Genomic DNA, 23,392 nt, shown 5'->3' with positions numbered 1-23,392 from the left:
TATCTTTAGTTTTAACAGTAATTATTTTTTTATGTTTTTTTTAATAAAAAAAACATACACCCTTGTAACAAAAATAATAGTGCCTCGTCTTGACTATATAAGCTAACGAATAACCAATAGATTTTATGAATCAGAATGTGTTTATAGAATTAATAAATCCTTTTAAAGACAAAGTTTTTCGTCTGGCAAAACGATTATTAACCAGCACCGAAGAGGCTGAAGATGCTACTCAGGAAGTAATGGTTAAACTATGGAATAAGAAAGACAATTTAGACGCTTATAATAATATTGAAGCAGTTGCAATGACAATGACAAAAAATTATTGCCTCGATCAACTGAAATCAAAAAGAGCCGGTAATCTAAAAATCGTTCATAATAATTTTACAGATCGTGAGCCGCAATTGGATAAAAAACTGGAAGATTCGAATAGTTTAGAATGGGTCGAAAAAATAATAGGTCAGTTGCCTGAACAACTACAAATTTTAATTCAGTTACGCGATGTTGAACAATATGAATTTGATGAAATTGCGAAAATTGTCAACATGAATGAAACGGCTATTCGGGTAGCACTTTCAAGAGCGAGAAAAAAAATAAGAGAATCAATGGTTAACACACACAGTTATGGAATTAGATAAAATAGAAAATATATTAGAAAAGTACTTTCAGGGAGAAACAAGTATTGCCGAAGAAAATCAATTAAAAGAATATTTTTCTTCATCAGATGTTGCGCAGCATTTAGAACAATACAAATCAATGTTTGGTTATTTCTCTCAGGTAAAACAACAAAAATCGACGCAAGAAATACCACTAAAAGCTAAAAAACGAAATGTAGCGTGGTTATCAATTGCAGCCTCAGTTGTTGTTTTACTAGGAATTGGAACCTATTTTTTTGTGAGCGAAAAAAATGCAGCTCCAGCTGTAGCACAATCAGAACTAGGAACCTACGATGATCCGGAAGAAGCACTTGCCGCAACGCAAAAAGCTTTGGCCTTATTATCAAACAAAGTGAATGTAGGTATTGAAAGTGTACAATACATTCAAGAATACGAACAATCAAAAAACAAAATTTTTAAACAGTAATTAAATCAATCAAAATGAAAAATTTCATCATAACACTAGTTTTAGCATTCGTTACCACAACTTTTTATGCTCAAGGGGCATTTGACAAATTTGATGGTCAGGACGATGTAACATCAGTAATTGTAAACAAAAAAATGTTCGATTTAATGAGCAAAGTAAAAGTTGATGCTTCTGATAAAGAAACACAACAATATATTAATCTGATTAAAAAATTAGATTACTTAAAAGTGTTTACAACGAAAAACCCTAAAATTGAAGCTGACATGAAAGCTTCTGCAGACAAATACGTAAAAACTGCCGGTTTAGAAGAATTAATGCGAGTTAATGACGGCGGAAAAAACGTTAGAATAATGGTAAAATCAGGTGCAATCGACACACAAATTAAGGAGTTACTAATGTTTGTTGACGGCGCAAAAAATGATGAAACTGTTTTGCTTTCTCTAACCGGAAATTTTGACTTAAACGAAATTTCAGTACTAACAGACAAAATGCAACTTCCTGGTGGTTCTGATTTAAAAAAAGCCTCTAAAGGCAAAAAATAAGATGAAAATAAACGTTTTTACCTCAGCCCTTTTAGTTTTAGTAACTTTAATTAGTTGCAAATCTGAACCTTCATTGCAAAAGTATTTTGTAGAGAATACTGACAACAAAGACTTTATTGCGCTTGATCTTTCGTCTAGCATTTTAAACCTTGAAAAAGCAAAGTTGTCAGCACAGCAAAATGAAGCTTTAAAATCATTCGATAAAATGAACATCTTAGCTTTTAAAGCTAATGACAAAAACCAAGCTCAATTTGAAACAGAAAGAGCGAAAGTAAAAGCGATTCTAAAAGATCCAAAATACCAACAATTAATGTCATTTGGTTCAGGTAAAGATGGCGCTTCGGTAAGTTATGTTGGTGCTGATGATAACATTAAAGAATTTATCATTTTCGCGAACAGAAAAGAAAACGGTTTTGCAGTTGTACGTGTATTAGGAGAAAACATGAATCCGAATAACATTATGACTATAATGTCTGTTTTGAAAGAATCAAAAATCGACATGGAACAACTAAAACCTTTACAGGAATTGGTTAAATAATATCATCAATCTTACTTTAAATCAAGAAAGCTCCATAATTGGAGCTTTTTTTTATTTACTGCTTTTTGCTTTTTCATATCGCATCTTCAAACCTTCCAAATAAGGTGCTTTTTGTTCTTCTGCTAGGACTATCGATTTTTCAAAATTAGTTAATGCTAAATTTTTCTTGCCATTGGATTCAAGCATATCACCATAAGCCAGATAAGTCATAGGAGATTTGGGATATAAAACAGTATTACTTTTAAGAATAGATTCTGCTATAAGAGGATTTTTTTTGATATTTTGAGAACCAAAAAAATTAATCTCACTTTCGCCAAATAAATTTAAATCAACTCCTTTTCTAAAAATATCAATTATTTGTTGATCTATTTTTGCAGTATCATTTTCTGAATATTGAGTCTGTTTATCAATAATACGCTGTAATTCTTCATATATGTTTTTTGATTCTGATCCTTTTTTCTTTCTGTAGATTTCTGCTGCCTGACTTGCCAATTCAACAGCTTTAGAATAGGCATTTTCACCTGAAGTTTTGATCTCCGGAATAACGCCGGTTCCTTCCCAATTTGTTTTTGTTATCGAATTTGTACCCGTACCTGTCGGAATAAAGATTTCTAAATCAGAATTTATCTTGAAAACATCTCCTGGGTTTGCGGCACCTCCAGTAACTTCTCCAACTAATGTAGCTCTTTTTTGACTTTGCATGTTATAACTAAATTCCTCAGCTCCCGAAAAAGTTTTTGAACCAGTAATTATAAATAAAGGAATATCAATCATTTTTTTTCCATTAACTTCATGAGTAATAACTTCATTCTTTCGATTTCCTTGTCTAAAATAAAGCGTATTAATCAATAGATTACTCTCTAAAAAATAACTGCATAAATAATTTACCGTATTAGGATTACCACCACCATTATCCTGTAAATCAACAATTACAGCATCTGTATTTACCAGGAGATACATGTACGCGTCAATAGTTTTAGTGGTTTCCGCAAGAAAAAAGTTGATATTTAGATAACCTATATTTCCATTAATTATTTTTACCTCTTTAAAACCGTTGGCTTGTTTTCTGGCATCTGTATAGTTTTTTAAATACATTTGATAATCATCATTTGAATTTTCCTGTTCTTTTACAGGAGCAAAGGCAGGCCATATTCCTAGATGCTTATCCTTATTAACAACTCTGACTTCTTTAGTTAAGGCATGCGCAAACGAATCAAGTAATTCATATTTTTTAAACTTCCCTTCCTTTAGACTTTTATTCAAATGGTCCGCTATTAATTTGGCTTGATCAGGAAAAACGTAATTTTCTTGTAGCAATAAATCAATTTTACCGACAGTTTCTTTTTTAAACTTCTCATTTATTTTTTTCTGTGCAAAGACATCAACTTTAAAAACAATGATAAACAATAGAATATAGATGAAAAATGATTTCATATTTTTCCTTTAGATTTAGTTACAATAAAAATTTTGGAATTGAATTTGTTGCTTATCAAATATAGTTAAATATTTCATTAGCAAATTCAACGTGAAAAAGGTCATAAAAAAGCTTCTTTTTCATGGAGCATTTTAATCGTTTCTATAGCAATACACAGATAAAAAATTAAGAATTTAGCTATATTTGAAAAATCGAAACAAACCACTAACCTTATTTTGCAAGTTAAATTCATGAAACTCAAACTAACTATTTTTTTTCTTTTTTCAGCTCTAACAATATTTGGCCAATCACCAGACGGCTTAAAAGAAATATTGACAATAAAATCAAAAATCTATAACAAAGAAAGAAAAATTGCTATTTATCTTCCTCCAAATTATCAAGAAGTAAAAAATGAAAAACTTCAAGTAGTTTATGTATTTGATGCACAATGGGAACCAATGTTTAACTATGTTTCAAACTCCATAAGCTACTTGTCTGCGATTGGCGAATTAAACAAAATGATTGTGGTAGGAATATATACTGAAAACAGACCAAAAGAATTCGTTCCGATGCCTACCAGTGAAGAAGAAAAAAAGAATTGGGACGAAAAACCTAGTTTTGGGTTCTCAACCCTTCTAGATCAACATTTAACTGAAGAAGTTTTCCCTCTAATTAAGGAAAAGTACAACACTAACGATTACAAATTAGCAATTGGGCATTCTTTAGGAGGAACATATTTACTTAATTCTTTTGCAGAAAACAAACACATCTTCAATTCATATATCGCAATAAGTCCCAATCTGACTTATGATGAAAATGAAATTCAAAAAAAGATCAAAAGATTAATAAACAGTACAAGTGAGATTAATTCTTTTTTAAATATTTCTGTGGGAGATACTGATAAAACAGAAAAATCATTTACAGCCGGAATCAGATTATTGGATACCATTTTACAATCTAAAAAAGTAAACGGACTTAAATTTAAATTCGACTATTTAAAAGATGCTACACACATGTCATCACCTTTTAAAGAAATTCCATTAGCCTTAATCGAATTTTCAAAGACACTACGACAGCCAAATGCTGAAGAAATCTCTAAAATGTTAGAAAACAAAGAGATTACGTTTACTCTTCAATTAAAATCTTATTACCAAAATATATCCAATTGGGTTGGCTATAGCTATTTACCATATGAAGGACAATTGAACAATCTGGCTTATTCTATACTCCTTAAAGATCCTGATGAAGGACTAAATATTATAAATTGGGCTTTAGAATTATATCCAAACGGGATTAATCTATACGACAGCAAAGCTGAGATATTAGAGCAGTTAAATAGAAATCAAGAAGCAAAAGAAACTTTAAAAGTAGGTTTGCAAAAACTAGAAAAACTAAAAATTGATAAAACAGAGTATTCAAATTTCAAGAACATACTTGAAAAGCATTTGAACAAAAATTAGCAATACTTAAACCAAAAAAAAAGCTCCAATTACTTGGAGCTTTTTTTATATCAGGATTTGAGATTATTTACTCAAATACATTTTTCTTCTAGAGTACAATTCGTAGAATTGATCGTCTTTTAAGTCATCAATAAACAAAATACTTTCTCCTGTTGATTTCATTTCCGGTCCTAATGCTTTGTTTACATTATGGAATTTACTGAAAGAGAAAACCGGTTGTTTTATCGCGTATCCCTTTAATTGCGGATTAAAATCAAAGTCTGTTACCTTATTGTGTCCTAACATTACTTTTGTAGCGTAGTTTACATATGGCTCTCCGTAAGCTTTTGCAATAAACGGTACTGTTCTAGAAGCTCTAGGATTTGCCTCAATAATGTAAACTGTATCATCTTTAATCGCAAACTGAATGTTGATTAAACCAACTGTTTTTAAAGCTCTGGCAATTTTAAAAGTATGGTCTTTTATTTGCTGCATTACGAATTCTCCTAAGTTAAAAGGAGGCAATGTAGCATTACTATCTCCAGAGTGAACTCCGCAAGGTTCGATATGCTCCATTATTCCTATGATATACACATTTCCGTCAGCATCACAAATTGCATCAGCTTCAGCCTCAATTGCTCCGGCTAAATAGTGATCCAAAAGCAATTTATTTCCTGGAATTGTTTTCAATAAATTGATAACGTGCTCTTCTAATTCTTTTTTGTTGATTACAATTTTCATTCCCTGACCTCCTAATACATAAGAAGGACGAATCAATAATGGAAAATCTAAAGTATCTGCAAGAGCAGAAGCTTCGTCAGCAGTTTCAGCAATTCCGAATTGAGGGAAAGGAATATGTAATTCTCTCAATAAGTCAGAGAAACGACCTCTATCTTCAGCTAAATCAAGAGCATCAAAACTAGTTCCGATGATTTTCACTCCGTACTTAGATAATTTTTCAGCCAATTTCAAAGCGGTTTGTCCACCTAACTGAACAATAACACCTTCTGGTTTTTCGTGCTGAATGATGTCATAAATATGTTCCCAGAAAACTGGCTCGAAATATAATTTATCAGCTGTATCAAAATCAGTCGAAACTGTTTCAGGGTTACAGTTAATCATAATGGTTTCATAACCACATTCTTTAGCTGCTAAAACTCCGTGCACACAAGAATAATCAAATTCAATTCCTTGTCCAATTCTGTTTGGTCCTGAACCTAGAACTATAATTTTCTTTTTATCTGTTACAATACTTTCATTATCTACATAACGCTCACCATTTGCTTTTTCAATTTCAGCTTCAAAAGTTGAGTAGTAATAAGGTGTTTTTGCCTTAAACTCAGCAGCACAAGTATCAACCAATTTAAACACACGGTTAATATTTTGATCCATACGCAAAGTATGTACTTCGCTTTCAAGACAGTTTACCATGTGAGCAATTTGTCTGTCGGCAAAACCTTTTTGTTTCGCTTCAAGCAAAAGTTCTTTTGGAAGATTTGAGATTTTATAGTTCGAAATTTCTTTCTCTAAAGTATAAAGCTCTTCGTATTGTTTCAAGAACCACATATCGATTTTTGTGATTTCATGAATACGGCTCAACGGGATTCCCATTGCGATTGCATCATAAATTACAAAAACACGATCCCAACTTGCAAAAGTTAGTTTCTCGATAATCTCTTCGTAGTTTTTATATCCTTTTCCGTCAGCACCTAACCCGTTTCTCTTAATTTCTAAAGATTGAGTTGCTTTGTGTAAAGCTTCCTGGAATGAACGTCCAATTCCCATAACTTCACCAACAGATTTCATCTGAAGTCCTAAAGTTCTGTCAGCACCTTCAAATTTATCAAAGTTCCAACGAGGAATTTTTACAATTACATAATCCAAAGTCGGTTCAAAAAGAGCCGAAGTTGATTTTGTAATTTGATTTTGCAATTCATCAAGATTGTATCCTAAAGCAAGTTTAGAAGCAATTTTAGCAATTGGATAACCCGTTGCTTTTGATGCTAAAGCAGATGAACGAGACACACGAGGGTTAATCTCGATGGCAACGATGTCTTCTTTGTCGTCTGGTGAAACTGCGAATTGTACATTACAACCTCCAGCAAAATTTCCGATACTACGCATCATTAAGATGGCATAGTCACGTAATTTCTGGAAAGTAGTATCAGATAATGTCATCGCTGGTGCAACTGTAATCGAATCTCCAGTATGAATTCCCATTGGATCCATATTTTCAATCGAACAGATAATTACAACATTATCATTTTTATCTCTTAAAAGTTCTAACTCATATTCTTTCCATCCCATTAAAGCTTTATCAATTAAAACTTCGTGAATTGGAGAAGCTTCAAGTCCGCGAGTTAAAAGCTCATCAAAATCTTCTTTTTTGTAAACAATCGCTGCTCCTGTTCCTCCAAGTGTAAACGAAGGACGAATAACAAGTGGAAAACCAAATTCCTGAGCAATTTCTTTTCCTTCTAAGTAAGAAGTAGCTGTTTTTGCAGGTGCAGTTGGTACATTAATTCTTTCTAAAAGTTGTTTAAACTGCTCTCTGTCTTCAGTAATATTGATCGCGTTTACATCAACTCCAATTAATTTTACTCCAAAATCCTGCCAGATTCCTTTTTCTTCAGCTTCCAAACATAAATTTAATGCAGTTTGACCTCCCATTGTAGGCAAAACAGCATCAATTTGTGGATGTTCTTTCAGAATTTCAATAATCGATTTTGTAGTTAAAGGTTTCAAATATACATGATCGGCCATTGTAGGGTCGGTCATAATAGTCGCTGGATTTGAGTTTATCAAGATAACTTCAATTCCTTCTTCACGGATAGAACGTGCAGATTGAGAACCTGCATAATCAAATTCGCAAGCTTGACCAATAACAATAGGTCCTGAACCTATTATTAAAACGGATTTTATTGATGTGTCTTTAGGCATTTTGTATGTATTGTGTAGTTATTATATGTATTCAAAAACATTCACAGTGCTTTAGAAACTAGAATGTTACAAATTTTTTACCGACAAGGTATAAAAAAAGGCGATACTAAAAAAGTAATCGCCTTATGTATGTTTATACAAACATTATTTTTTGTGTCTAGGCTCGCTAGAAACAGTTAATTTATGTCTTCCTTTTGCTCTTCTACGCGCTAGAACTTTTCTTCCATTCGCAGAAGCCATTCTGTCCATAAATCCGTGCTTATTTCTTCTTTTTCTTTTCGATGGTTGAAACGTTCTTTTGCTCATTGCTTTGTATCTTTAAAATGGTATCTAATATCTCTTTTTCTGTTTTGGAATATCGTTATTCCAAAACCGAGTGCAAATATACAAAGACTTTTTTTTCTGGCAAGTACTTTAATAAAAATATTTTTAATTCATTTTACTATATTTGCAATCACAAATATACATCTATTATGTTTCACAAAAATATTAAACTTATTTTAGCCGGACTTCTTGTAGTTGCTGGCGTTTGGCAATTTACAGAAAGTAATATCGGGAATGGTATTTTCCTTATTTTACTTACTGCAATTCCAATTTTTCTTTACTTTAAAAACGAATTCATCCTTTTAGCTTTCCTTAAATTAAGAAAACAAGACTTTGAAGGTGCTAAAAAATGGCTGGCATACATTAAAAATCCGGAAGCTGCATTAGTAAGAAAGCAACAAGGATACTTTAATTATCTTCACGGAATCATGTTGTCTCAGACAAATATTAACCAAGCTGAGAAACATTTCAAGAAAGCAATCGAACTTGGACTATCTATGGATATGGATTTAGCAGTAGCAAAATTAAACCTTGCAGGAGTTGCAATGTCACGTCGTAGAAAACTTGAAGCAACTAATTTACTTAACGAAGCTAAGAAATTAGACAAACAAGGAATGCTGAAAGAGCAAATCACAATGATGAAAGATCAAATGAAGAAAATCTAAATTTCTTTAAATAACAATATTCTAAATCCCAAATTCTAATTAATTAGAATTTGGGATTTTTTTTGTCGTTGCGAGAAATGAAGCAATCTCTTTTTTAAATTTAAATTTTTAGCAAGGAGCTATTTCCTGCTATCCGCTTGTATCTTTTATGGCGAACCCCGCCATAAAAGGATACCGCTCCTATCAGGGCTAGGCACTCATTTTCATAAGAAGTTACTTTACGTGTCGTTTGTCATTTCGACCAAAGGGAGAAATCACACTCGTAGATCGACAAAGATTGGTTCTATTCGTTGCAGAACATCTTGTGTGATTTCTCCCTTTGGTCGAAATGACAAGATTGTGCGAAATAACTTTGTGCAAAGATTGCGTTTAAAACTTTGACAAAGGTTACTTACCGTAAAATATTTGAAATTTAATCTTCCAATATAATCGAAGGCAAATTCTCATTCAGCCATTTGTATTTATTGAGAATCATAACATGAGTTCCGCCTTTTACAACAATGCAACTGTTTATATACTTTATAGGAAAAACATCATCCTGATCTCCGTGAACATGAATAACGTTTTTATCAATTTCAGTTCTGTCCCAAAGAATTACTGATTCTACTGCCCATTGCAAATATTTAAGATCACGGACAGCAAGGAATTTCTCGTACAACTTAATACGCTTATTGATTTTTTCTCCAAAAGAATATTTCGCAAGATTTTCAATATTCAAAATCAACTTCATCGGAATCAGCTTGTAAGCTTTTGTAGTTTTTCCGATTTTCATTCTTCTGGGGAATTCTGTATTACTCTTAACACTCGAAATAATAATCACTTTTCGGGTTTCAATATGTTTTGCCATTTCCTGAACTAAGATTCCTCCAAAAGAAACTCCAATCAAAACCGGATTATCATGCTTAATATTCTTAGTAATTCGAAGTGCATAATCAGACAATGCTTCTTTTGGCTTCGGAATTTCCCATTCTAACAAACACATTTCAAAAATAGATTCATCTAATTTGATTCTTTCAAAGATAGCCGGACTTGCAGCCAAACCAGGCATAAAATATACAGGGATTTTACTCATTTGCTAGAAAAGGAATTATGATTACAGATATTAATTCAAGCTAAAATTACTTTTTTTACTAACAAGCACAGCAAATCTTACACCACAATTATTTTTTGAACCAAATAAAATCAAAAAAAAAGCAGATAACCTAAGTAAATAGGCCATTCACAAAAAATAATTCCATATTGAAAATCAAATGATTACCTTTGTTATCCAATCAACTACAATGCAGAACTCTTTTAACAAGAAATTCTACAATGTATTTTTCACTTGTTCTTTTCTATTATTTTTTAAACCTACCGCAAAAAAACATGACTATTATGGAGCCTATTGAAACAACTATGGAAATCAAAGACAACACTTTTGCAAGACAATTTGAAACCATAGTCCCCGAAGGACTACTTTCTGTTGAATATTCTTTTCAGGAAAAGAAAATCTTCTTAACAAAAATCAACACACCTGAGGGTTTTGAAAATCAAGTTTTAATTGATGCATTACTCAAAAACATCATGGAAATCATCATTGAAAAGAAATTCAAACTAATGCCAATTTTTCCAAGAATCGTACTTTTTATCAAAAAAAATCCTGAGTACAAAGAATTACTTCCTCCTGGAATCAGAATTTAAAAATAACCAATAATTCGGAGCCATAAGCCTCCAATTACCATATAGATCAAGAGCATAACCAATCCGGTTATCAATCCTTTGACCCACCAGCTTTTTAAATCGACATATCCGCTGCCGAAGAAAACTGGAGCAGGTCCGTGTCCATAATGCGTTAAAGTTCCGTAGAGTGATCCCACAAAACCAAGCATAAAAGCCAGAAGTAATCCTGGGATCCCAAGAGAAACACCTACACCAAGCAAGGCAGCATACATCGCTGCCACATGTGCTGTCGCGCTCGCAAAAAGGTAATGACTAAAAAAGTACACCAAAACAATAATAGGAAAAGCCATTTGCCAGCTTAAACCTCCTATTTCTGCTTTTACCAAATCACTAAACCAACCTATAAAACCAAGCTCGTTAAGAGAACTTGCCATCATTACTAAAACTGAAAACCAAACAATGGTATCCCAAGCGCCTTTTTCGCCTTTTACATCATCCCAAGTTAGAACTGAGGTTAAAAGTAAAATTACTAAACCTATAAATGCCGTTGTTGTTGCATCAATAGAAAACAAATCACTAGTCATCCAAAGAAACAACAAGATAAAGAAAGTCAACAACATCATCCATTCATTTCGAGTTATTGCACCCATTTCTTTTAACTTTTGAGCAGCAATTTGTGGAGCGTCGCCCGTTTTTTTCAATTCTGGCGGATAGATTTTATACAACACTAAAGGAATTATAAAAAATGCTACTAAACCCGGAACTATAGCGGCTATTGCCCAGGACATCCAAGTAATTTTAATTCCTAAATTAAGAGCAAATTTTTGACACATAGGATTACTCGCCGTTCCTGTTAAGAACATTGACGATGCAATCAAATTTGCATTATAACTACTCAAAGTAAGGTAAGATCCTAATTTTCGATGTGTTTCCGGTTGATCCGGCATTGAGCCAAAACTCATTGACATTGATTTCATAATTGGATAAATAATCCCTCCTCCTCTCGCCGTGTTACTTGGTACAGCCGGCGCCAGAACTAAATCTGCCAGTCCTAAACCATATGCGAGTCCTAGTGAGCTTTTTCCAAATATTCGAATGAATAAAAAAGCAATTCTATTTCCTAAACCCGTTTTTATAAATCCTCTCGCAATAAAAAACGAAATTCCTATAAGCCATATTACCTTATCACCAAAACCTCTTAACGCAAGTGTTATTGATTTTCCTGCATCTCCAGGAGCCAGAACCTGCGAAAATGCCGTTACAGCAATTGCAATCATACACATAGTTCCCATTGGAGCAGCTTTTAAAATAATACCAAGAATTGTCGCTACAAAAATGGCAAACAAATGCCAAGCTTCTACTTTTACTCCTACTGGAGCCGGAATTAGCCATATTGCAATTCCAACTGCTAGAGTAATTAAGGTTTGAGGAATTTTTACTTCTTTCATAAAATAAAATTAGATTAAAGTCTGCACTGAAACTGAATTATAAATAAGTTATCATTGTAACTTGATGTATCTGGAATATTTTTATCGAATCTATCAATTTCGAATCCTAATGAAATACGTCCCGTATAAGCTTTGCCAAACTCAAGACTTGCCATTGGCGTATAAGTCTGCTTCAAATTTGAATCAATTTTATAGCTCGGATCGAAAGATTCGTAACGACAAGACATTTCTAAAGAAGTCAATTTTCCGTAATTGACTGCATATCTAAAATTAGGCATAATGTAATAACCTCTCATTTGATAATCAGAAACATTTGCAGTTCTTGCATCTGTAGGCAGAGAGAAATATAAATTATGATTGGTTCCTTGCTTGTATTCTATCTGAACATCAAAACTCAAATCATCTGTAACTTTAAAATCACCGGCAATATCAGCCCCTAAAGCAAAAACCTCCTGCGTAAAAACCTTTCCTATTCCTCCGTTTAATCCCAAGTTAATTTTATATTTCTGAGACAACCCCAAAACCCATCTTGTAGAATATTGTTTTCCGTTATCTTTATCTTTTTCCTGATTTTTCCCATTTCCATTTAAGATTGAAAAAGCATAATTTAAAGGAATCTTTCCAACATCAAAAGCTCCAGTTGCAGAAGCTCCAATTTGAAAACTAGTCCATCCATTTTTCCCAAATTCGTAATATTGATTTGAGAAATCGAATGATTTTATAATATCCACAGGAACTAATTCTTCGATACCAAAAGCAGGTCTGAATTGACCGCCGGTTACCGCAATATATTTACTAAAAGTATATTTAGCGTATGCATTTTCAAGAACTTTAGTTTTAGGATCTGATTTAAAATCAGCCAAATTCACCAAAATAACAACTTCAGTCTCTTTACTCAGTTTTGTATTAAGCCCAACCCGCATTCTTTTAACATCAAATGAACTTCTGACAACTTCACCTGATGAATGCTGTACGCCCGAAACATCAACATCATCTACAAGACTTTCTAAAAACCGTGCTTGAAAAAGTCCTTTAAATTGAAATTGCGGATATGCTACCTCCTTTTCTTTGGTCTTTTCCTTCAGCGCAACACTTACTGTGTCTTTTGCTGATTGTGCATTCAGAAAAGAAGGCATTATCAAAAGCAGATATACAATTCTAATAAATATAGTTTTCCCCATAAACTTCTTAAATAAAAAATTAACCCTTTATTAATCCTGTATTTAAAATTCAAACTTTAATTTCCTCACCTTCTTCCACCACTTGGAGAGGCTGTTCCCCTACTTGGTGCAGGACTTGCTGCAGGGCGTGTTGGCGCTGGCCTTGTAACAGGAGCTGCAGGACGAGTTGTCGGGCGAGTTGCCGGTATTACCGGACGCGTGGTTGGCGTCACAGGACGTGTCGTTGGCTGCGTTGGTCGCGTAACCGGTCGCGTTGTTGGATTAGTTGGAGTTACTGGTCTGGTCGTCGGATTAGTTGGACGTGTTACTGGCCTTGTTGTCCCTCCAGGCCTCGTCGTTGGATTTGTTGGACGCGTTACTGGTCTCGTTGTCCCTCCAGGTCTGGTCGACGGATTTGTCGGACGTGTTGCTGGTCTTGTTGTAGATGGTCTGCTTGGCCTTGTAGACGTTACAGGAGCCGGTCTTTTATAATCCCTTCCATTATATGTTGTATTATAACGTCCGTTGGCTCTGTTATTTCTAACTACAACTGACGTATTTCTTCTTGACGAATACGTTCTATAATATCTTGGATTTCTTATTGTAGCAGTTCTTCTGTAATAATTATTGCGGTAATAATGTCCGTGATATCCCCAGTAATCATGATAATAAACTGGACGCCAAGGACGCCAGTAAGGAGGATAATAACCCCAATGCCATGGAGATCGATACACTACATAAACAGGAGAAAACAAAAACAGCACTACTGGCCATGCACTTACACTAGTAGTTACATAACTTGGACTAGTTGTGGTATTATAATTATTGGTTGTGTTGTTATTTACGATTACCGTAGCATCTCCTTTATATCCCGGATTTGGCGTTCCTGCAACAGAATCTGCAGGCTCAACTATATAATTTTTTCCATACAAATCTTTATCTCCAATAATCTGAACATGTACATTGTTCTTTTTATCCTTAGTGACTTCAATAACTGCAACGTCTTGTTTCTCTGTAGCACTTACTGCAACCTGAAGAATAATTGCATGAGTATTTCCTTCTTTCTGACTCTCAATTTCAATATAATCTATTTCGCCGTCATTATTTAAGTCTAAATTATTGACTTTACTGTCCTGTTCATTTAGTACTTTTTCAAAATCTTCTAATGTTTTAGATTTTTGAAAAATATCCAATACAGCATATAAATTAAGATTATCTCCCGGTAAACCTAGTGCTACCGGTTCATCATCTGTTTGAGATAATACAGGTTGACTAAACAATCCCGTTATTAAAATAGCAAAAAATAAGACAGTCTTTTTCATACTAATATTTAGTTAATTTCACAATACGCATACTAAGGTATGAAAAAACAGACAATGTCCAACATCACATAATAACTTTACAAAAGATTCTATTTTCCTACTATAAAATACTAAAAAAATATTAATACAATCCTATCTTTTCTTTACCACCAAGGCATTACTGTAAGATTTATATTCTTAACTTTGTAAATACCCGCTTTTTACAGATAGCAATCTCTTTGCCTATCTTACAAAATTTATCTTAGAATTTGTTAATTATAATAGATACAGAATTGCAATGAAAAAACACTTACCTATTTTCCTTTTTTTCCTCTCTTTTACTTATGGATACGGCCAAATAGAAGTTTCTTCAACTCTGGAAGATGCTATTCATAAGGCTATTGAAAAAAGTGCCTCTTTAAAAAACAAGGATTTAGAAATTGAAAAATTAAATCTTCAGGAAAAAGGCGTCTGGAATAAATACATCCCAACGGTTGAAGCCTCTGCCCTGTATTCATATTTCGATAATAAACTAACTGTTGATCTTCCTACGGCCACCATACCCATTGTTAACTATCCTTTATTTGATGGAAAAACGGCTTTCAAAAATTACGGAAACATCTTTAATGGAAGTGTTATGGCTAAAACGGTTCTATTTAGCGGAATGCAAATTCCGAATGGAGCGAAGGCAATTGAAGAAAAAACGAAAGGAACTGTCTTTTTAAAAGAATCAGAGAAAGATCAAATCACAAAAGATGTTATCAATACTTTTGATCAATTAGAATTATTAAAAGAAATTGATAAACTAATAAAAGAAAGCGAAAACAGATTAGAAACCGAAACCAAACGTGTAACTAAAGCTATAGAACAAGGACTTGCAATTCCGTACGATAGAGACAAAATTAAATTGGCATCACTGGAATTATCTTCTAAAAAAATTGAACTTGACGGAAAAAGAAAGCTAGTTTATAAAAAAATACAGTACTTAACCGGTTATTCTATTTCTGAAATAGAGAATGTTCATTACGATTTAACTCCTTATTTAATTACTGATGAAAAATTAAGCGCTCAAAACAAGCAAGAGATAAAGGCTTTAGAATCATTCAAAACCGCTTACGAATATTTATTAAAAAAAGAAAAAGGCACATACCTGCCCACTTTAGGAGCTTTTGGAGGAGTTTCGTATTCCAGCTTGTTTAATGCCAATGCCACAACACCAATAATTACCGGCATCAATCAAGCTTTATATTTAGGATTGAACGAAGCAACTATAAGTAATAATTGGGTTGTAGGCGCCGCAATGAAATGGGAAGTTTTTTCAGGCTTTGAGAGAAAACACAAAGTACATGAAGCCAAAATAAACATTGAACAGGTACAAAACCAAATTGACGACACAAAAGAAAAACTAGAACTGCTCTTAGAAAAAAATCTTGTCGACTACAGTGTGTTAACTCAAAAAATTGACATTACTCAGCAACAGGAAAAAGTGGCAAGTAATAATTTGAATCTCGCCATAAAACAATACAAAGAGGGCCTTATTAATATATCTGAACGTCTTGAAGCCGAAAATGATTCATATAAAGCATCTGTTAATAAAACCACAACTTTGATTGAACAAAGGTTGGCCGCTATTGAAACTATAATTACCACTGGTGATTTATCTAAAAAACTATCCAAATAAAAATTTCTATTTATGAAAAAAGCAATAATCATCATCACTATACTTTTCTTTTTTATTGGATGTCAAGAAGCTAAAAAAGAAAAATTAATTCAGGGAAAAATAGAAAAAGAACAAATTGCTGTTGTTAGTAAGATACCTGGTAAAATTTTAAAAATATTTGTCAAAGAAGGAGACATCGTTAAAAAAGGAGATACTCTTGCCATTCTTGATATCCCAGAAGTTGACGCGAAAAAAAATCAGGCTGAAGGAGCAGTTACATCAGCAAAAGCTCAATATAAAATGGCAGTAAAAGGAGCAACTGAAAATCAAATTAAACAGCTCGAAGCCAAAAAAATGGGATTAAAAGAACAATATGAGTTCGCTCAAAAATCGATTAAGCGATTGACAAATATGCTTAAAGACTCTTTAATATCTCAACAAACCTACGATGAAACTTTTGCTAAATATCAAGGAGCACAAGCCCAATACAATGCTGTTATTGCAGAACTGGATGATGCAAAAAAAGGAGCACGTATCGAACAGCAAACAATGGCGTTAGGACAACAAGATCGAGCTCTTGGAGCTTTGCAAGAAGTTGAAACCGCAGACAAGGAGCGTTATATTATTGCACCTCAAGAAATGAGTATTGAAACCATAACCTTAAACATTGGCGAGCTGGCATTACCTGGTTACACTTTGTTTAATGGCTATATTGCCAACAGCACCTATTTCCGTTTTACAATACCTGAAAACCAACTAGGAAAATTCAAAAAAGGACAAGAACTAACAGTACATGTTCCTTATAAAAAAGAAGATATTAAAGGAACAATTACCACCATAAAACAACTTGGCGCTTATGGAAATATAGCAACTGCATATCCAGATTACGAAATGCAGGAAAGTTTATTTGAAATAAAAATAACACCATCTGCCAACGACGAAACAAAAGATCTGATTACAAAAACAACTGTTACTTTATCTCTTTAACTATGCAAGATTTTTTTTCATTACTTAAAAGAGAGTTCAAATTATTTTGGAGCAACAAAGTCCTCCGATTGCTATTTATTGGTGCGCCAATACTCTATGGCGTTTTGTTAGGATATGTTTACGGCAAAGGAAAAGTGACCGATTTACCTATAATTCTTGTTGATCAGGATCGATCTGAATTGAGCTCAAAAGCAATTCAGATGTTTGAGGATAACGAAGTTCTTCATATTGCTTCAATTCTATATGACCAGAATAATCTTTCTCAAATTGCCATTCAAAAAGAAGCCACTTGCGTTGTTATTATTCCAAAGGATTTTGAAAAAATGACATTGACAAAAAAATATCCGGAAATCACCACTATTGTAAACACCTCAAATGTATTAACAGCAAATTATGCGTCGACTGCAATTCAGGTTTGTCTTGGAACATTAAAAGCCGGAGTACAAATTGAAACTTTAAGAAAACAGGGAGTTCCAGAAAATCTTCTGACCTCACAGTACGAACCTTTCAAAACAACTTTTATAAAAAAATACAACCGAAGTACCAATTACATGTATTTTCTTTGGCCAGGCGTTTTGGCAACAGTTTTACAACAAGTTCTTTTATTAGGTTTAGCACTTTCTTTTGCATCAGAATTTGAAAACGGCACTTTTAGAGGTTTAGTAAAAAGATGTCCTTCCGTTTTAAAACTTCTAACTGTAAAAATTGTTCCTTATTTGATTATGAGTTTTGGAGTTTGGCTTATCTATTGGCTCTTCACTTTTTGGTTTAGACTTCCTTTTTATGAAAATTTGCTTCCGCTTACCTTTATTGCGGGAATTTTTGTGCTCTCAGTTTCTTTCATCGGAATATTAGTGAGCATAGTTGTTCCTAATCAATTAAAAGCAACAGAAATTTTGATGGTAATTGCCACTCCAAGTTTTATATTAAGTGGTTTCACCTGGCCGTTAAGTCAGATGCCACAAGCTGTTCAAGCTATTGCAAACGTAATTCCGTTAACTCATTTTCTAAAAGCTTTTAGAATATTGATTATTGAAAATGGAACTTTTTCGCAAACCACTAAACCAATCTGGAATATGATTATTATAGGTTTAGTTTGTTCGATTGCGGCTTATATTGCCTTATATTTCAAAAAGAAAAAAGTTTCAAAAGAAGCTTAAATCTATCTCATTTAAAACCAAAAAAAAGCACAAGAATGAACTTGTGCTTTTTTATTTTATAATTAAAAATTACTTTTCAATTTCTCTCATAGAGTCCATTTTTTTATGCGCTAAGAAACCGGCAACATCTTCAAAATGTTCTTTCACACGTTTGTTTCCAAATTCGAAAACCTTAGTTGCTAATCCGTCAAGGAAATCACGATCGTGAGAAACCAAGATTAAAGTTCCGTCAAAATCACGCAAAGCATCTTTGATAATATCCTTAGTTTTCATATCTAAGTGATTTGAAGGCTCATCCAGAATCAATAAATTCACTGGCTCCAACAATAATTTAATCATTGCTAAACGTGTTTTTTCCCCTCCAGACAGTACTTTTACTTTCTTGGTAATATCATCCCCCTGAAACATAAAGGCTCCCAAAATATTTTTAATTTGAGTTCTAACATCTCCAACAGCAATATTATCAATCGTTTCGAAAATTGTAGCATTTTCATCTAATAAAGAAGCTTGGTTTTGAGCAAAATATCCAATTTGGGAATTATGCCCAATTTCAACACTTCCTTCATCAATACCAATTTCTTTCATGATCGCTTTGATCATAGTCGATTTTCCTTCACCATTTTTACCTACAAAAGCAACTTTTTCTCCTCTTTCGATCACAATATTAGCATCTTTAAAAACCACATGATCCCCATATGATTTAGAAAGCTCTTTTACTACAACCGGATATTGTCCTGAACGTGCCGCTGGCGGAAACTTCAATTTTAATGCCGAGTTATCTACTTCATCAACCTGAACGATAACTAATTTTTCAAGCATTTTAACACGAGATTGTACTGCATCAGTTTTAGAAAACGTTCCTTTAAAACGATCAATAAATGTTCTGTTGTCAGCAATCATTTTTTGTTGCTCATCGTATGCTTTCTGTTGGTGAATACGACGGTCTTTTCTTAACTCTAAGTAGTGAGAATACTTTGCTTTGTAATCATAAATTCTTCCCATTGTCACCTCAATAGTACGATTCGTAATATTATCTACGAATGCTCTATCGTGCGAAATAACAACAACTGCTTTCGCAGAATTAATCAAAAAATCTTCTAACCATTGAATACTTTCGATATCCATGTGGTTGGTTGGCTCATCCAGTAAAATTAAATCCGGTTTTTGCAATAAGATTTTAGCAAGCTCAATACGCATTCTCCAACCTCCTGAAAACTCAGAAGTCTGACGTGCAAAATCTTCACGTTCAAAACCTAAACCAACTAAAATTTTCTCAACTTCAGCTTCGTAATTAATCTCTTCAATAGCATAGAATTTCTCACTTAAGTCAGAAACTCTTTCAATCAATTTCATATAAGCATCGCTTTCGTAATCTGTACGAACAGTAAGTTGCTCATTAATTTCATCGATTTCAGCTTTCATACTAAAAATTTCACCAAAAGCTTTTGAAGCCTCTTCCATTACAGTCGAACCGTCTTTAGTCAATAAATGCTGAGGCAAATAAGCCACAACTGCATCTTTTGGAGTCGAAATACTTCCGGTAGAAGGTTTGCTTTGACCTGCAATTATTTTTAGAAGTGTCGATTTTCCCGCACCATTTTTACCCATAAGGGCAATTTTATCATTTTCATTTATAGCAAAAGAAACATCGCTAAATAATGTCGTTCCACCAAACTGAACTGAAATATCGTTAACTGTAATCATTTAGATTTTTAGATTTTTATCCCGAAACTTCGGGATTAGATTTTTAGATTTCTTAGCAAGTATTTTTTTAAAAGCGCAAAGATAGATTAATTAGAGTATTAGACAATATTATTTAGATTACTGATGTATCAGTTTTTACAATTTACACCAATATTCCTACATCTTTTAAATTTTAATCTTACCTTGTATAAGAATTTAAAAATCAGTAAAATATGAGAACGAAATTAAACTTGACCGTTTGCCTAATTGCAGGATTACTATTTGGTCTTTCTGCAAATGCACAAAAAACTGTAATAAAAAAAGAAGCTTTACCGGCAAATGCACAAACTTTTTTAAAGACTCACTTTGGATCAAAAAAGCCGAGCTACATCATACAGGACAAAGAAATCCTTTCTACCGAATATAAAGTTCAATTTGATAATAAAATAGAAATTGAATTTGATAAAAAAGGAAACTGGAAAGAGGTTGATGGCAAAAGCGCTAAAATCCCCTCCTCTATTATCCCAAAAAAAATTGCTTCTTACGTAAAAACAAATTTCCCTAAAGAAAAAATAACCAAAATAGAACTAGGAACTTTTGGTTACGAAACAAAACTGACCAACGGTTTAGAATTAAAGTTCAATCTAAAAGGAGATTTTACTAAAATTGATAAATAACATTAATCAAAAAAACAAAACCCGACAAATTTTAAAAATTTGTCGGGTTTGCTATATTATCTAATTTTCAAATTGCCTAATTATCTAATTAAATCAATCTTTTCTCCACTTTTTTGTTTCCTCGAAAATGTGTTCTAATATTGCTGATTCAGTTTCGTCAAAATCTATATTTCTTCGTCCCATAACCAACTTTGCTGTTTCAAAAGCTTTTTTGGTAACATAAGTTGTAAAACCTGCTGCTCCACCCCAAGAAAAACTCGGAACAAAATTGCGCGGAAAACCACTTCCAAAAATATTCGCGCTCACTCCTACTACAGTTCCAGTATTGAACATAGTATTAATTCCGCATTTACTATGATCTCCCATCATTAAACCACAAAACTGAAGTCCCGTTTTTGCAAAACCTTCTGTTTCATAGCTCCATAATTTCACCTCCTCATAGTTATTTTTTAGGTTTGAATTGTTAGTATCAGCTCCAATATTACACCATTCGCCTAAAACAGAATCACCCAAAAATCCATCATGCCCTTTGTTTGAATTTGCAAAAAGTACTGAATTTTTAACCTCTCCACCAATTCTTGATCCTGGTCCAACTGTTGTTGCACCATAAATCTTGGCGTTTAGTTTTACAGATGCATTCTCGCATAAAGCAAAAGGTCCGCGGATTACTGTTCCTTCCATAATTTCAGTATTCCTACCTATATATATAGGTCCGCTTGAAGCATTTAATGTCACAAATTCTAATTTTGCACCTTCTTCAATAAAAATATTTTCGGGCGCAATTGTATTAACGCTTTTTGGGACAGGTTGTGATTTTCTATCTTCTGTTAAAAAATTAAAATCTTCACGAATAGCTGCATCGTTTTTAGAGAAAATATCCCAAGTATGTTCAACCGTCAAACAGTCGTCATTGTATTGAATTATTTCGTAGGAATCAAAATCAACTTCTTCTTGATTTTCAGTTGTAAAAAAAGCAATTACATCATCACCTTTAAAAATTGCCTGATTTTCTTTCAAATCAGAAACCATATCTGCAAGCTTATCATTTGGTAAATATGCTGCATTTATCATTACATTTTCTTCCATTTCTACCATCGGGAATTTGGCAGACAAGTAATCTTCAGTAATTGTTGTTATGGTTGAACCTAAACGTGCTTCCCATTTCTGACGAATCGTCATGATTCCTATTAATATATCAGCAACAGGTCTTGTAAAAGTAAAAGGTAATAAAGCATTCCGGACGGGACCGTCAAAAAGAATGTAATTCATAAATTAAAAAATTTGATACTTGTTAAAATCTTGATTTGGTTATCGGGTTCAAAGTTACAAATATTTTATTTGTTTCATTAAGGGCATTGTTCAACAAATTAATATGGATCAAGACCAAATGTTGTGGGGAAATACAAAAATATATTGCTTAATTATTTTTTACCGCAGAGAACACAAAGATTCTTATCAAAGAATGCTTCTAAAAGCACAAAGTTCACAAAGCTAAGTCAATAAAAAGCTTTGTGAACTTTACTTTTTTATAAAGGCTAAGAGTAAAAAAACTTAGTGCCCTTTGCGGTATTTTTTTTTCTCACTCCACGGCTTTTTGCTTTGACCTATTAATATCAGATAATAAAGAGGCAAAAAAAAGCCTTCCGATTGGAAGGCTTTTGTATAAATAAAAACAGCTTTTATTATTTAGCGTGTTTTGCATATTTAGTTTTGAATTTATCAATACGTCCTGCAGTATCGATAAGTTTAGATTTACCTGTGTAAAAAGGGTGAGATGTTCTAGAAATCTCCATTTTTACAACTGGATACTCAACTCCGTCAACTTCAATTGTTTCTTTTGTATCTGCAGTAGATTTAGTGATAAAAACGTCATCATTTGACATGTCTTTAAATGCAACTAATCTGTAATTCTCTGGGTGGATTCCTTTTTTCATCTTTCTTTTTATTTATTGTTTAGAGCATTTTTATTTTGAAGCTTTTCCATGGTTAGAAAAAGGTGTAAACAAAGGATACTCTTTTTTGTTTAAAAATTTAATTATTTTTGAGTGTGCAAATTTACAATTCTTTTTTAATAAACAAACATTTAGCTCACTTTTTTTAGTAAAATTCAAAAAGCTTTTTTTATCTGTCATATATTGGGAATTGCTATATTTGTGGATTAATTTTAAAACATATAGAAATATGATTAATGAAGTTATAAAAAAGAATGGAATTACTTACGGTATTGTATTAGGCGTTGTTTTAGCTTTAATCACAGCAACCATGTATGCTATTGACTTAAAACTATTTGTCTCGGGCTGGATTGGCGGTCTAACATTTGCTATCTATTTGGTCATTGGTATTTTATTATTGATAAAAACCAGAAACGAAATAAAAGGTATTTTCTCTTTTAAAGACGCGTTCACCACTTTTTTTATAGCTACTATAATAGGTGTTGGTATATCAACAACTTTTAGCATCATATTATTTAACGTGATCGATCCTGAAGCAAAAGCAACTTTAAACGATTTACTTATTCGCTATATGGCCGAAACGTTACAGAAATTTGGAACTCCATCTTCTGCCATAAACGAAGCATTAACCAAAATGAAAGAAAACAGCCCTTTCTCTACTCTAGAACAGTTGAAGGCATTAGTTTTCAGTATTGTTGGTTATTCAATTTTAGGATTAATTTTGGCTGCCTTTTTCAAAAGCAAAACTACTACACAAGAATAA

At 32.9% G+C, this 23,392-nt stretch carries 22 protein-coding genes; 12 read left to right on the top strand and 10 right to left on the bottom strand.

All coding sequences use genetic code 11. The features are described from left to right. The first annotated feature begins 125 nt into the window (after positions 1-125). Genes ACHRVZ_RS15070 through ACHRVZ_RS15055 form a run of 4 tightly spaced genes read left to right on the top strand, consistent with a single transcriptional unit; the run spans position 126 to position 2,160 of the window. Complete coding sequence (locus tag ACHRVZ_RS15070) at positions 126-635, top strand: RNA polymerase sigma factor (RefSeq protein WP_395423444.1); 510 nt, start codon at positions 126-128, stop codon at positions 633-635. After that, positions 622-1,080 (top strand): hypothetical protein, encoded by a 459-nt coding sequence (locus ACHRVZ_RS15065; protein WP_395423442.1) that lies wholly within the window; start codon positions 622-624, stop codon positions 1,078-1,080. Before ACHRVZ_RS15070 ends, ACHRVZ_RS15065 begins: the two co-directional genes overlap by 14 nt. A gap of 14 nt (positions 1,081-1,094) precedes the next feature. Further along, complete coding sequence (locus ACHRVZ_RS15060) at positions 1,095-1,622, top strand: DUF4252 domain-containing protein (protein ID WP_395423440.1); 528 nt, start codon at positions 1,095-1,097, stop codon at positions 1,620-1,622. Position 1,623: 1 nt separating this feature from the next. After that, a complete protein-coding gene (locus ACHRVZ_RS15055) occupies positions 1,624-2,160 on the top strand; it encodes a DUF4252 domain-containing protein (protein ID WP_395423438.1) in 537 nt (178 codons plus the stop codon). A 51-nt stretch (positions 2,161-2,211) separates the two neighbouring features. Here ACHRVZ_RS15055 and ACHRVZ_RS15050 read toward each other — a convergent pair whose 3' ends face one another. Next, positions 2,212-3,594, bottom strand: a complete 1,383-nt coding sequence (locus tag ACHRVZ_RS15050) for a S41 family peptidase (protein ID WP_395423437.1) — start codon at positions 3,592-3,594, stop codon at positions 2,212-2,214. A gap of 231 nt (positions 3,595-3,825) precedes the next feature. Between ACHRVZ_RS15050 and ACHRVZ_RS15045 the strand changes: the two genes are divergently transcribed. Continuing rightward, entirely contained in the window at positions 3,826-5,034 is a 1,209-nt protein-coding gene (locus ACHRVZ_RS15045) for an alpha/beta hydrolase-fold protein (RefSeq protein WP_395423435.1), read from the top strand. A 63-nt stretch (positions 5,035-5,097) separates the two neighbouring features. Here ACHRVZ_RS15045 and carB read toward each other — a convergent pair whose 3' ends face one another. Together carB and rpmH are read right to left on the bottom strand one after the other, a co-directional pair. Then, complete coding sequence (gene carB / locus ACHRVZ_RS15040; protein WP_395423433.1) at positions 5,098-7,953, bottom strand: carbamoyl-phosphate synthase large subunit; 2,856 nt, start codon at positions 7,951-7,953, stop codon at positions 5,098-5,100. A gap of 144 nt (positions 7,954-8,097) precedes the next feature. Then, positions 8,098-8,259, bottom strand: coding sequence for a 50S ribosomal protein L34 (gene rpmH, locus ACHRVZ_RS15035; protein WP_008464848.1), 162 nt, complete (start codon positions 8,257-8,259; stop codon positions 8,098-8,100). A gap of 167 nt (positions 8,260-8,426) precedes the next feature. Here rpmH and ACHRVZ_RS15030 point away from each other — a divergent pair, with 167 nt between their 5' ends. Beyond that, complete coding sequence (locus ACHRVZ_RS15030; RefSeq protein WP_065451088.1) at positions 8,427-8,942, top strand: hypothetical protein; 516 nt, start codon at positions 8,427-8,429, stop codon at positions 8,940-8,942. A 412-nt stretch (positions 8,943-9,354) separates the two neighbouring features. Here the strand turns inward: ACHRVZ_RS15030 and ACHRVZ_RS15025 are convergent, their stop codons facing one another. Then, positions 9,355-10,014 (bottom strand): alpha/beta hydrolase, encoded by a 660-nt coding sequence (locus ACHRVZ_RS15025; protein WP_395423431.1) that lies wholly within the window; start codon positions 10,012-10,014, stop codon positions 9,355-9,357. A 293-nt stretch (positions 10,015-10,307) separates the two neighbouring features. On the opposite strand from ACHRVZ_RS15025, the gene ACHRVZ_RS15020 reads away from it, so the two are divergent. Beyond that, on the top strand, positions 10,308-10,622 hold the full coding sequence (locus ACHRVZ_RS15020; RefSeq protein WP_395423430.1) for a GNAT family N-acetyltransferase: 315 nt from the start codon (positions 10,308-10,310) through the stop codon (positions 10,620-10,622). Here ACHRVZ_RS15020 and ACHRVZ_RS15015 read toward each other — a convergent pair. From ACHRVZ_RS15015 to ACHRVZ_RS15005, 3 genes are all read right to left on the bottom strand, one after another. Further along, positions 10,619-12,049 carry an anion permease gene (locus ACHRVZ_RS15015; protein WP_395423429.1) on the bottom strand — a complete coding sequence of 477 codons (1,431 nt, stop codon included), beginning with the start codon at positions 12,047-12,049 and terminating at the stop codon, positions 10,619-10,621. The genes ACHRVZ_RS15020 and ACHRVZ_RS15015 overlap by 4 nt on opposite strands. 14 nt (positions 12,050-12,063) lie before the next feature. Further along, positions 12,064-13,230: a porin gene (locus tag ACHRVZ_RS15010; protein ID WP_395423427.1), complete on the bottom strand. Its 1,167-nt coding sequence runs from the start codon at positions 13,228-13,230 to the stop codon at positions 12,064-12,066. A gap of 65 nt (positions 13,231-13,295) precedes the next feature. Then, positions 13,296-14,531: a hypothetical protein gene (locus ACHRVZ_RS15005; RefSeq protein ID WP_395423425.1), complete on the bottom strand. Its 1,236-nt coding sequence runs from the start codon at positions 14,529-14,531 to the stop codon at positions 13,296-13,298. A 277-nt stretch (positions 14,532-14,808) separates the two neighbouring features. Between ACHRVZ_RS15005 and ACHRVZ_RS15000 the strand changes: the two genes are divergently transcribed. The 3 genes from ACHRVZ_RS15000 to ACHRVZ_RS14990 are packed head-to-tail and all read left to right on the top strand — an operon-like array spanning position 14,809 to position 18,317. Then, positions 14,809-16,191, top strand: coding sequence for a TolC family protein (locus ACHRVZ_RS15000; RefSeq protein WP_395423424.1), 1,383 nt, complete (start codon positions 14,809-14,811; stop codon positions 16,189-16,191). Between the two features lie 12 nt (positions 16,192-16,203). Beyond that, on the top strand, positions 16,204-17,157 hold the full coding sequence (locus ACHRVZ_RS14995; protein ID WP_395423423.1) for an HlyD family secretion protein: 954 nt from the start codon (positions 16,204-16,206) through the stop codon (positions 17,155-17,157). Positions 17,158-17,159: 2 nt separating this feature from the next. After that, positions 17,160-18,317, top strand: coding sequence for an ABC transporter permease (locus ACHRVZ_RS14990; RefSeq protein WP_395423422.1), 1,158 nt, complete (start codon positions 17,160-17,162; stop codon positions 18,315-18,317). Positions 18,318-18,386: 69 nt separating this feature from the next. Here ACHRVZ_RS14990 and ACHRVZ_RS14985 read toward each other — a convergent pair whose 3' ends face one another. Continuing rightward, entirely contained in the window at positions 18,387-20,021 is a 1,635-nt protein-coding gene (locus ACHRVZ_RS14985; protein WP_395423420.1) for an ABC-F family ATP-binding cassette domain-containing protein, read from the bottom strand. A gap of 212 nt (positions 20,022-20,233) precedes the next feature. On the opposite strand from ACHRVZ_RS14985, the gene ACHRVZ_RS14980 reads away from it, so the two are divergent. Continuing rightward, positions 20,234-20,677, top strand: coding sequence for a PepSY-like domain-containing protein (locus ACHRVZ_RS14980; protein ID WP_395423418.1), 444 nt, complete (start codon positions 20,234-20,236; stop codon positions 20,675-20,677). Positions 20,678-20,770: 93 nt separating this feature from the next. Here ACHRVZ_RS14980 and ACHRVZ_RS14975 read toward each other — a convergent pair whose 3' ends face one another. Both ACHRVZ_RS14975 and ACHRVZ_RS14970 read right to left on the bottom strand, forming a co-directional pair. Further along, positions 20,771-21,946 carry a GlmU family protein gene (locus ACHRVZ_RS14975; RefSeq protein ID WP_395423417.1) on the bottom strand — a complete coding sequence of 392 codons (1,176 nt, stop codon included), beginning with the start codon at positions 21,944-21,946 and terminating at the stop codon, positions 20,771-20,773. A 413-nt stretch (positions 21,947-22,359) separates the two neighbouring features. Then, complete coding sequence (locus ACHRVZ_RS14970) at positions 22,360-22,611, bottom strand: type B 50S ribosomal protein L31 (protein ID WP_072958980.1); 252 nt, start codon at positions 22,609-22,611, stop codon at positions 22,360-22,362. 247 nt (positions 22,612-22,858) lie between these two features. Here ACHRVZ_RS14970 and ACHRVZ_RS14965 point away from each other — a divergent pair, with 247 nt between their 5' ends. Further along, positions 22,859-23,392 (top strand): DUF4199 domain-containing protein, encoded by a 534-nt coding sequence (locus ACHRVZ_RS14965; protein ID WP_395423416.1) that lies wholly within the window; start codon positions 22,859-22,861, stop codon positions 23,390-23,392.

This window comes from Flavobacterium sp. FlaQc-57 (genome assembly GCF_044007395.1).
Taxonomy (GTDB): Bacteria; Bacteroidota; Bacteroidia; order Flavobacteriales; family Flavobacteriaceae; genus Flavobacterium.
The sequence above is the reverse complement of the archived record's forward strand: the minus strand, read 5'-3'. Positions and strand labels throughout refer to the sequence as shown.